The organism is Methylotenera sp. E1MeOHC1, assembly GCF_058745595.1.
The window spans coordinates 1,190,318-1,201,764 of record NZ_CP196025.1 but is presented as its reverse complement, the minus strand read 5'-3'; the positions used below and the strand labels follow the sequence as shown (position 1 = coordinate 1,201,764).

The 11,447-nt window shown below is 45.4% G+C and carries 8 protein-coding genes and 1 tRNA gene; 7 read left to right on the top strand and 2 right to left on the bottom strand.

The features are described 5' to 3' along the window. Window positions 1–269 precede the first annotated feature (269 nt). The 7 genes from ACSSU7_RS05455 to ACSSU7_RS05425 all read left to right on the top strand — a co-directional run bounded on the left by ACSSU7_RS05455 (window position 270) and on the right by ACSSU7_RS05425 (window position 9,053). Entirely contained in the window at window positions 270–2,180 is a 1,911-nt protein-coding gene (locus tag ACSSU7_RS05455) for a TolC family outer membrane protein (RefSeq protein WP_492517697.1), read from the top strand. 293 nt (window positions 2,181–2,473) lie between these two features. After that, window positions 2,474–2,560, top strand: a tRNA-Leu gene (locus ACSSU7_RS05450). Between the two features lie 223 nt (window positions 2,561–2,783). Next, window positions 2,784–3,926, top strand: coding sequence for an efflux RND transporter periplasmic adaptor subunit (locus ACSSU7_RS05445; RefSeq protein ID WP_492517696.1), 1,143 nt, complete (start codon window positions 2,784–2,786; stop codon window positions 3,924–3,926). Between the two features lie 3 nt (window positions 3,927–3,929). Further along, a complete protein-coding gene (locus tag ACSSU7_RS05440) occupies window positions 3,930–4,658 on the top strand; it encodes an ABC transporter ATP-binding protein (protein WP_492517695.1) in 729 nt (242 codons plus the stop codon). After that, on the top strand, window positions 4,645–5,853 hold the full coding sequence (locus ACSSU7_RS05435; protein ID WP_492517694.1) for an ABC transporter permease: 1,209 nt from the start codon (window positions 4,645–4,647) through the stop codon (window positions 5,851–5,853). The genes ACSSU7_RS05440 and ACSSU7_RS05435 overlap by 14 nt, the downstream gene beginning before the upstream one ends. Before the next feature lie 62 nt (window positions 5,854–5,915). Further along, on the top strand, window positions 5,916–7,118 hold the full coding sequence (locus ACSSU7_RS05430) for an ABC transporter permease (protein ID WP_492517693.1): 1,203 nt from the start codon (window positions 5,916–5,918) through the stop codon (window positions 7,116–7,118). A gap of 123 nt (window positions 7,119–7,241) precedes the next feature. Then, a complete protein-coding gene (locus ACSSU7_RS05425) occupies window positions 7,242–9,053 on the top strand; it encodes a GGDEF domain-containing protein (RefSeq protein WP_492517762.1) in 1,812 nt (603 codons plus the stop codon). A 23-nt stretch (window positions 9,054–9,076) separates the two neighbouring features. Here the strand turns inward: ACSSU7_RS05425 and ACSSU7_RS05420 are convergent, their stop codons facing one another. After that, a complete protein-coding gene (locus ACSSU7_RS05420) occupies window positions 9,077–9,451 on the bottom strand; it encodes a DUF779 domain-containing protein (RefSeq protein ID WP_492517761.1) in 375 nt (124 codons plus the stop codon). A 110-nt stretch (window positions 9,452–9,561) separates the two neighbouring features. Further along, window positions 9,562–11,082 carry an acetaldehyde dehydrogenase ExaC gene (gene exaC, locus ACSSU7_RS05415; RefSeq protein ID WP_492517692.1) on the bottom strand — a complete coding sequence of 507 codons (1,521 nt, stop codon included), beginning with the start codon at window positions 11,080–11,082 and terminating at the stop codon, window positions 9,562–9,564. Window positions 11,083–11,447: the final 365 nt, after the last annotated feature.

The window sequence follows — 11,447 nt, the reverse complement described above, 5'->3', positions numbered from 1 at the left end:
TATTCAATAAAAATATCATGTAGGTGTGCATTGTAAATTTTTGTAATGTGCTTAAGTAATATCATGTAACTGATTGATAATCATCACTCTCTTATGTAACATCTGCGCTTTAATCTGCACCGTGTAAGATAGTTGAAGTGAACTGATTTAGGCTTCTGCTTACTAATCTGGTATATTTTTTGCTGATATGCATGCTGATTTTAAGTTGTTTAGTGCATACCGCAGACGCTAATAAGACTAAAAAGAGTTTCTAGAATTGGGAGAGTGAGTTGAGTCAGCAGTTTAAATATAAAGTAAGTTATTTGTTTTTGCTTGGCTTAAGCATGTTGGCAACTCATGTCGCGCATGCAGCAGAACCTTTAATTAGCTTAAAAGATATGGTTGAAAAAACGATCACTTCAAATCCTGAGGTTCAAGCTAGATATCACAAATTTTTAGAGGCAGGTTACGAGCAAGAAACTGCTCGTGGCGGTTTTTTGCCGAAGGCTGATATTGTTTCTACCTACCGTAACCAAGAAGAGTTGGTTAAGAATACAAATAATACGCAAATCCCGCGTATGAATAATGAGTTAGTACTAAAACAAATGATTTTTGACGGCTTTGCAACCAGCAATGAGGTTAAACGTTTAGATCATGCTAGTAGAGTTAGATATTTTGAACTGCAAAGTGCTATGCAGAGTGTTACGTTAGAGTTTGTGCGGGCCTACCTAGATACGCTGCGCTACCAAGAGTTAATTCAATACGCAAAAGACAACTATGTCATTCATAAGCAGTTGTTTGATCGTATTCAAGAGCGCGTGAATGCTGGCGTTGCGCGTAAAGTTGATTTGGAGCAGGCAGGTGGTCGTTTGGCATTGGCAGAGGCTAACTTACTCACTGAAACAACTAATTTGCACGATGTAACGGCTAGGCTGCAAAGGTTATATGGCGAATTGCCGCCAGCAACACTAGAGGCACCGGCATTATTCAATGGGGATTTGGAGGCAAGCCCCGAAACTGCACTAAAAGTGGCATTTAGACAAAATCCGGACTTGTTGTCGACAATTGAAGATATTCAAGCTAAAAAGAACGAGATTAAAACTAATGAGTCTCGCTATTATCCTAAGTTGAATTTACAAGCACGCAAGAACTTAGGTACCAGCTCTGATGGTCGCTACAGCAATAATGCGGCTGACTTGCTTGAGTTAACTATGAATTTTAATTTGTTTAACGGTTTCTCTGATAAAAGCTCAGTCAACACCGCTGCTCAAAAGCTCAATGGCGCACATGATCAGCGTGATAAAGCGTGTGTTGATACACGTCAGTTAGTTACCATTGCTTACAATGATGTTAACCAGCTAACCGAACAACGTCTTTACAGAGCCAAGCATAAAACATCGATTGAGAATGCGCGCGAAGCTTACCGTAAGCAGTACGATATTGGTCAGCGTACGCTATTAGATTTACTGGACTCTGAGAACGAGTATTTTCAGGCTAAGCGCAGTTTGACCAACACCGAGTATGACTTGCAGTTAGCACATGCGCGAACCTATGCTGGCCAAGGCGAGTTACTCAATAAAATTGGGGCGCAACGTGGTAACTTACCTGAATATGCACGTGAAGAGTACTTGGATAACGAAAATGTTTGCCAAGCTTTAGCGCCAGTACAAATTCAAATCGATAAAGCTGCGTTAGTTGCCGATGCTAAACCATTGGCTAATATTTACCCATCAATGGCTAAACCAGTAACCCCTGTTGCAACGCCTGCGGTGGCACCTGTTGCTGCACAAGCTTGTAATGTACAAGCGATTACTGATCGTGTGAATGACTGGGCTAGTTCTTGGCGTCAAAAAGATGCAGATCGTTATTTCCGATTCTATGCAGATAAATTTGCGCCAGAGGCACCGTTGGATAGGGCTGCATGGGAAAAGCAACGCCGTCAGCGTTTAAGCACTAATGGCAAAATTGGCTTGAAGATTGAAGATTTACAAGTGAGCTGTGATGGTGATACTGGTAAAGCCACATTTAAACAGGCGTATACCTTAACCACTTTTAAAATTAAGAAAGTGGCAGATACCTCTTGTGAGGTTTGCAATATGCAGCGTACACCAACCATTGCTTATCAAGATAATGCAAACAAAGAGCTACAGTTCCAAAATGAAAGCAGCGATTGGAAAATCATACGCGAGCTAGTGAAGTAACATAGCCAAGTAACTTTGCTTGCTTAAATCACTTAGTTTGAAGTTATTTACTTGCAGTGATTTAGAAGTAAAGCAGCAGTTCAATAAAAGCGCATCCTAATGATATTAGCGATGCGCTTTATTTTTTGAGTATATTGGGCGTGGCTAAGCGAGGTTTTTTGGTGTTGCGAGTGTAAAAATACGATTGAAAATACAAATGTAGCAAAATAATTAAAAAATGATGAAATAGTTTTGCAATATTTTCAGTAATTGTTATAGAATACGCACCGTTGTTTGTTCTACACCTTCCATCCGCCCGGGTGGTGAAATTGGTAGACACAAGAGACTTAAAATCTCTCGCGCGTAAGCGTGTGCCGGTTCGACTCCGGCCCCGGGCACCAAATATATTTCCCAATGTTTAAGTCATTTGCCCAAAAAGCTGATTGCAGCTTGGGTGATTCGTATTGTTAATGTTACTCCCTGATTGATATTGCTTAGTCGCACAGCTAAGTCTAGAATGAAGTTGACTTAGCGTGGTTATTGCGCGTGTTCGTGCTTTATCAATATTGATCACGTCACGCTTGATGCAGTCACCTTTTCTTACGTTTAACAGCAAGAGGGTCAATGCGGCGCATTCTGATATCGATTGGATTTATCCTGTTGGTTGGGGCTAGCGTTTGGTATTTTACAAAGCCGATGCCGCTACCTGTCACTCTTTTTGTTGTGCAGCCTGGGCTAGTCGAGTCCAGTGTTTCAAATACACGAGCAGGCTCGATAGAGGCATGTTTGCGTACCCGCTTATCTCCCATCATCGGTGGTCGTATCGCCTATCTAGGCGTTAAAAAAGGCGACCATGTTAAAAAAGGCCAAGTACTCATTCAATTATGGAATGAAGATCAGCAAGCACAAAGTGCGTTGGCGCTTAAGCAGGTAGATAGTGCACGTAAGCGTGTAGCTGAGGTATGCATCTTAGCTGACAACGCGGAGCGAGAAGCTGCGCGCAGTACGCAGCTTAAGCAGCGCGGTTTTATTTCCGAATCTGCAGAAGAAAAATCTCGTGCAGAAGCAAGGTCACGCCGTGCGGCATGCTTATCCATCAACACCGAGATTGCGCAGGCGCAAGCTAGGCTGAAACTAGCTCAGGTTGAGCAGGGCAGAACTGTGTTGGCTGCGCCATTTGATGGCGTGGTTGCTGATATCGTTGGTGAGTTGGGTGAGTACACAACGCCTTCGCCACCGGGTGTTGCCACACCACCAGCCATAGATTTAATTGATAGCTCATGCCTTTATGTGCAAGTGCCGATGGATGAAGTGGATGCCCCTAAAATTAAGCTAGGGCAACCTGCACGTATCGTGTTGGATGCGCTGCCGGGTAAAACCTTGTTGGGCCATGTTAAACGCGTTGCGCCTTATGTGGTTGCGGTGGAAAAACAGGCGCGTACGATTGATATTGATGTTGCATTGGATAATGTCTCGGATATCAAGCAGTTACTAGTGGGCTATAGTGCTGATGTGGAGGTGGTTTTAGACCGCCGTGACCACGTGCTGAGAATACCAACCTCTGCATTGCTGGAGGGCGGCAGGGTGCTGCTTTACCAAGATAAAACCAGGAAGTTGGAAGCGCGCGCCGTAAAAACAGGTATTGCTAATTGGCAATATACTGAGATATTGGATGGGCTTAACAAAGGTGATCGCATTGTGACCTCTGTCGATCGTGAGGGTGTACAAGCTGGCGCTTTGGTCAGCGTGGAGTCGTCGGGGAGCTAAGCCATGGCTGAGGCCGATACTCTTATCCGTTTAGCGCATATTGGCCGCACTTTTTATTTAGGTGACGGTCAGGTGCAAGCGTTGCGAGATATTGATCTTGATATACAGCAGGGTGAATATATTGCGGTGATGGGCCCATCAGGCTCTGGTAAATCTACATTACTAAATGTGCTGGGTTTGTTAGATCGTGCAGATACTGGCGTATATCATTTAGCTGGGCGAGATGTTACTACACTTGATGCAGATGAGCAGGCGCGAGTACGCAGTGAGCATGTCGGTTTTATTTTCCAAAGTTTTCATTTAGTGCCAAGGTTAACTGCCGCTGCCAATATTGAGCTGCCGCTGATGCTTGCAGGCATCAACCCCGATGAGCGTGCAAAGCGCGTAAAGCAGGCGTTGCATGATTATGGTTTAGATACACGCGCCGAGCATAGACCCAATGAGCTATCAGGCGGCCAGCGGCAGCGCGTGGCGATTGCGCGCGCCACGGTAATGCGGCCAACCCTGTTGTTAGCAGATGAGCCTACTGGTAACTTGGATAAAGTAACGGGCGAGGAGGTTGTGGCGTTGCTTGAAGCATTAAATGCGCAGGGCGTGACCTTGATTGTGGTGACGCACGACCATGCGCTAGGGGCTCGTGCACGCAGGCAAATCAAAATGGATGATGGTGCGATTGTGAGTGATACGGCAGCGAGCGTTACTGTTGGGACAACATACGATGAGAGTGCCTGATGCTTTACGTTTTGCCAGTTATGCCGCCATTGGCTCGCCCCTGCGCACGGCATTACTAGTGCTGGCAATGGCGATAGGTGTTGCTTCTGTTGTAGTATTGACCGCATTAGGCGATGGGGCAAGACGTTACGTGGTGGATGAGTTCTCTTCTATCGGTACAAATCTAGTGATTGTTTTACCAGGGCGCTCTGAAACGCGAGGATTTAATCCTGCCAATTTGGTGACAAGTACGCCACGGGATTTAACTGTTAATGATGCCCAAGCTTTACTGCGGCTGTCAGGCGTTAAACGGGTGTCACCTCTGGTGGTGGCAACAACCGAAATTAAGGCGTCCGGCAAGCTGCGTGAATCTATCTTAATTGGTACTAATGCTGATTATATCCAGCTGCGTAATCTTAAGTTGTCACTGGGGCGCTTTCTTACAAACACCGAGTTCGGTGGCGGCTCACCTGAGGTGGTACTGGGTGCAGTGATACGCAAAGAGTTATTTGGCACTGATAACCCCATAGGCAAAAGTGTACGCATCGGTGATAGAAAGTATCGGGTGGTAGGTGTTTGGGCTGAGGGTGGCCGTGGACTGGGCATTAGCAGTGATGATGTAGTGATCGTGCCTATCAATAGCGCACAGGCAATGTTAAATACCAATAGCTTGTTCCGCATTTTAATTGAAGCACATAGTCGCGAACAGATTAACCCAGTCAAGGCGCGCGTGTTAAAGACTATTATTGCTCGGCATGAAGGTGAAGAGGATATTACCGTCATTGCACAAGATAGCGTATTGCAAACCTTCGATAAAATATTAAACGTATTAACACTGGGCATTGCAGGTATTGCCGCAATCAGCCTAGCGGTTGCTGGCATATTAGTCATGAATGTCATGCTGGTTTCGGTGACGCAGCGTACTGCTGAAATTGGCTTGTTAAAAGCATTGGGGGCGACTACTGCCGCAGTGCAGCAGTTGTTTTTATTTGAAGCATTGCTGCTTTCTGTGGCAGGTGCCGTTGTTGGGGTGGGGTTTGGTTACTTAGGTGCAGCGTTTTTACGTTATTTATATCCTACGTTTCCTGCATACCCACCATTATGGGCAGTGGTAGCCGGCTTAGCTATTGCTTTGCTGGCTGGCTTGATATTTGGGGTGATGCCAGCAAGGCGTGCTGCCATGCAGGATGCAATTCAGGCATTATCTAAAAAATAATAGTGATTTAACGGCGATTATTCCTCGATGCGATTGAGAGTGAGTTTATTAAAAGAGCGTATATGTTAATCAGGGATTCTATACGGTTCGCTATTCAGGCTATTACGGCGCATCGGCTGCGCAGCATTTTAACCATGCTGGGTATTGCCGTGGGCATATGGTCCGTTATCTTGCTGACTTCTATTGGCGAGGGCGTGCACCGCTATGTGTTGGCAGAGTTTACGCAGTTCGGCACCAATGTGATTGCGATTGCACCCGGCAAGATTAAAACCGGTGGGCAGGCCCCTGCCGGGATTCCATCCACTGCACGTTTGCTCACCATGGAAGATGCGATAGCGCTCAAGCAGTTACCCAATGTGACTGGCGCAACGCCTACGGTATGGGGTAATTCGGAGCTAGCCGCCAATGGACGTTTACGGCGTTCAACGGTGTATGGGGTTGATGCGGATTTTACCAAGGTTTTTAGCTCATCAGTGCGTATAGGTAGTTTCTTGCCCCCACAAAATATGGGCAATTCACGGGCTTTGATTGTACTTGGTAGTAAGTTGCGCGATGAGTTGTTTGGTCATCAAAACCCATTAGGTGCTCGCGTCAAAATCGGAGGCCTGCATTTTCGCGTCATTGGCGTGATGGCGCCTAAGGGGCAGTTTCTCGGTATTGATCTTGATGACACGGCATTTATTCCCACAGAGCGTGCATTGGAGTTATACAACCGTGAGGGTCTGATGGAAATTCATGTGCTTTACCAAGAAGGGGTAGCCTCCACTGGCGTTGCTAACGCAGTGAAGTTTTTGTTGAAGCTACGCCATGGCGCTGAAGATTTTACCGTGACCACACAGGAGGATATGCTGAATACATTGTCCAATATACTCAATATATTAACAATGGCAGTGGGGGCGCTAGGCGGTATCTCATTATTGGTAGGTGGTGTGGGCATCGTCACGATTATGACCATTGCCGTGAGTGAGCGTACCAATGAAATCGGTTTGATGATGGCACTGGGCGCACAGCGTGCAACGGTGCTGTTTTTGTTTCTGGGCGAGTCTGTCGTTTTGGCGACACTGGGCGGCTTATTTGGTCTGTTGATTGGGGTTGTGACCGCACAGCTTCTGCAATTTTTATTGCCTAGCTTGCCGGTGCATACGCCGTGGAGCTTTGCCATCACTTCACTTTTAGTCTCTATGATGATTGGCCTGTTAGCGGGCGTAATGCCAGCCAGAAGTGCATCTAAGTTGGACCCAATCAATGCCTTGAGGGCAGAGTAGCTAGGTGAAAATATCTCAAGTATAAATAGCTTCTATCAGCTTATAATGATGCGCTGGGTCCACAAGTTAACTGATTGATATTGCAGCAGTAGTGTTTGCAACATAATGAATAGACAAAAAACGATGGAACAAAAAAACTCTCCTATTGAAGCTGCTCGCCAGACCTTGATACAACTGATGCAACGTAAGTTGCCACCAACACCTGATCACTTTCGTAGTGTTTACGATGAGATCATGGGGGTTAAGTCGATAGACCACTCTGTAGAGCTCGGCAAAGCGCTGGAAAAAGTACTCCAACAAGCCGGTAAGCAAAAGCCCAAATATATTGCGGTTGCACAGGCGCTTAATCCACTCATCGAAAAAGGGGACTGGCCTAAAGTAGAAGAGCAACTCACAAAGCTATTTCCATCAAGTGCCACAAGCGCAAATGTAGAGGAGGCCAACTGGTCTAACGTTATTCGTAACCTATTGAAACAGCTGGAGGTTAGCCACAAAGGCGTGACCTTAAGCCGTAAAAAAGAGGGGTTGAGTAAGGTGCTGGTTAATTTCGCCAGCGATTCAGATGTGCTCGCGCAAAAGATTCAAGCGTTAGTGAACTCTTGGGGGTTAAGCGGCACTGCCGATGCCGTGATGTCGTCAGATGCTACGGCTGTCGATGCTGCAGCCACGGCCAGTGTTGCAACACTGGCGCCGTCTGCTGGTTCTGTGATTGGCTCTAGCCAATGGCGTGACATGCTGTTACGCGCATTTGAGTTAGTGATTATTCCAAATTTAGAGGCAGCACCAGAGTTACATCAAAAAGCAGTCAACTTGCTAGGCCGTATGCAAAAGGCCAGTAATGAGCAAAGCCTAATCATCTGTGCGGCCGATTTGAAATCCATTTTATTATCGCTTGAAATGCAGCGCGATCAGCAAAGCCGGGTCCATGAGTCATTATTGCAGCTGTTGCGCTTGGTACTTTCTAGTATGGGCGAGATGGTGCAAACTGAGGATAAGTGGCTCTATGCGCAAACCACAGTCATTAGTGACATTGTGTCTAAGCCTGTTAATTTAAATACGCTATACGATGCGGAAAGTAGTTTAAAAGAGCTGGTTTATAAACAAGCCCAGATTAAGCCTGCGCTTACCGAAGCAAAAGACACTCTTAAAAAAATGGTGACGACTTTTGTTGATAGGCTGGTGGAAATGACAGAGAGCACCAGCGACTATCACGACAAGATTGAAGCGTATCAACAAAAAATAGCAACTACCGATAACATAGGCGAACTGAACGTATTGCTTAATAGTATTCTTGATGACACACGGTCTATTGGATTAACTGTGCAGCGTACTCGTGATGAGTTTATGAATAGCCAGAAACAGGCGCTTGCGGCAGAAAAGCGTATCCAGGAGCTCACAGCAGAGCTCGACTACATTGGGCAAGTAGCACATCAAGATTATTTAACAGGTGCGCTAAATAGGCGCGGAATGGACGAGGCGTTAGAACGTGAGTTTAGCCGCGCTGACCGCCACAACACCACTTTATGTGTTGCAATGCTGGACATTGACCACTTTAAAAAGCTTAACGACACATTAGGTCATGCAACGGGAGATGAAGCCCTGACGCATCTGGTTAAGGTGCTAAAAGATGTATTACGCACAACGGATGTATTGGCGCGCTATGGTGGTGAAGAGTTTATTATTATCTTACCTGCAACGGCGCAAGATGAAGCGGTGAAGGTGATTACACGCGTACAGCGTGAGCTTACTAAAAGCTTCTTTATGCATAACAATGAACGAGTACTCATCACCTTTAGTGCTGGTGTTGCTGAGCGTGTGGGGAATGAAACGCCTGAGGTGCTAATTCCGCGCGCTGATGCTGCACTATATAAAGCAAAGCATAGTGGGCGCAATCGTGTCATTGGTTCCGATAACTTGTCTGAGAGCTTGGTATAGGCCTTTAAAAAATCGTTAAGCCATTAGTAACCATAACGTACCACGGTGGGAAGTTGTTTAAGCTCCTCATCGTTATATAAACGACCGCGTGTAATAAACGCTTGGCCTGACCCGCAATCTAAAGAAAATGAGCCGCTAGAGCCTGGCACAGCGTCCAGTATCGTGTGTGTATTCTCTGCGAATGAGAAGTGACTATCTCCCATATAGAAAATAGCACCTGCTATTTCGCCAAGCACTACATCGGAAGGGCTAGGATGAAACTCTTTAGCCGGCATACATAATGGACCGCTACCCTCGCAGCAACCACCAGATTGGAAAAAAACAATAGGGCCATGCACAAGCGTGAGTTGCTCAATTAGTGCAATGGCTGACGGTGTGGCTGAGATACGGTCGATCATCATAAACCCCTAAAAAAAGAGGCGGGGTTAGCCGCCTCTCTGTTTCAATCATTTAGCGTACCTGTTATTTTATACAACAGGCTCGTCAACGACTAGCGATAAGCGCAATATTAGAAGAAGCCTAATTTTTTAGCGTTATAGCTTACTAAAAGATTCTTAGTTTGTTGGTAGTGATCTAGCATCATTTTGTGTGTTTCACGACCAATACCAGACTCTTTATAGCCACCAAACGCAGCATGCGCAGGATAAGCGTGGTAACAGTTAGTCCAAACGCGGCCAGCTTTAATACCGCGGCCCATACGGTAAGCACGGCTACCATCACGTGACCATACACCAGAACCTAAGCCAAACACGGTGTCATTAGCGATAGCCAATGCTTCAGCTTCATCTTTAAAGGTGGTCACAGCTAGCACTGGGCCAAAAATTTCTTCTTGGAACACGCGCATTTTGTTGTGACCTTTAAGTAAAGTTGGCTGAATGTAATAACCGTCAGCAAATGCGCCGCTCAGTACATTACGCTCGCCACCAATCAGTACCTTTGCGCCTTCTTGTTTACCAATGTCCATGTAAGACATGATTTTATTCAATTGGTCTTGAGAGGCTTGTGCACCAATCATTGTGTTAGGGTCTAATGGGTTGCCTTGTTTGATTGCGGCAACGCGCGGTAACACTCGCTCCATAAATTTGTCGTACACAGATTCTTGAATCAATGCACGTGATGGGCTAGTACAGACTTCACCTTGGTTGAATGCAAATAGCACCAAACCTTCAACTGCTTTGTCAAAGAAGTCATCATCAGCAAGTGCAATATCTTCAAAGAAGATGTTAGGTGATTTGCCACCTAATTCTAGTGTTGCTGGAATCAAATTGCTAGCAGCGGCTTGTGCAATCACGCGGCCTGTTGCGGTAGAGCCGGTAAATGCAATTTTAGCGATACGGCGGCTGTTAGCAAGCGGGGCACCCACATCACGACCATAACCATTCACGATGTTAATCACGCCAGGCGGTAAAATGTCAGCAATCAACTCCATCAGCACTAAAATGCTGATAGGCGTGAATTCAGCCGGCTTCATCACCACACAGTTACCAGCAGCAACTGCTGGCGCTAGTTTCCATGCCGCCATCAAAATTGGGAAGTTCCATGGGATAATCTGACCAACCACACCTAATGGTTCATGGAAATGGTACGCCACTGTGTTTTCATCAATTTCACTTAAGCTGCCTTCTTGTGCACGTAGACAGCCAGCAAAGTAACGGAAGTGATCAATTGCTAATGGAATGTCTGCATTCAGCGTTTCGCGAATTGGTTTGCCGTTATCAATGGTTTCAGCTGTCGCTAATAGCTCTAAGTTAGCTTCCAGACGATCAGCAATTTTTAATAGTAAGTTGGCACGTTGTGCTGGGGCCGTACGAGCCCAGCCATCTGCTGCTGCGTGCGCAGCATCTAGTGCGAGTTCAACATCTTCTGCACCAGAGCGAGCCGCTTGTGTGTAAGGTTTACCTGTAATTGGAGTAATAACATCAAAATACTCGCCTTTAACTGGTGCAACCCATTTGCCGCCGATAAAATTATCGTATTTTGTTTTGTAAGGTATTGTTACACCAAGACCTCTTAATAAATCTAAACTCATACCAACTCCTATAGTTTTTCTCTCGTTAATATAGTGATTCTTATTGTTATCCCGCAATTATTCATCAAGAAACTTAAATTCGCATTAATACCGCTAAAGTGCTTGTAAATAAAAGAGTTTTGTAAATGTCGCCACTCCAAAACAATAACGCTAAGGCGCTAGCAAATCAAGCATTAGTCGATAGCATTTATAAAATAAATGAATTTACGGAGATTAAAAATCCATCATTATTTATTCAATAATTTGGGTGATTTATTTAGCTAGTGTTTGATGCATGAATTGATTTTTGGTTGCAAAATGATTTAACACATTGATTGATTTAAAAATAGAAAAACACAGTTGCTTAAGTTATAGTGTGGTTGTGG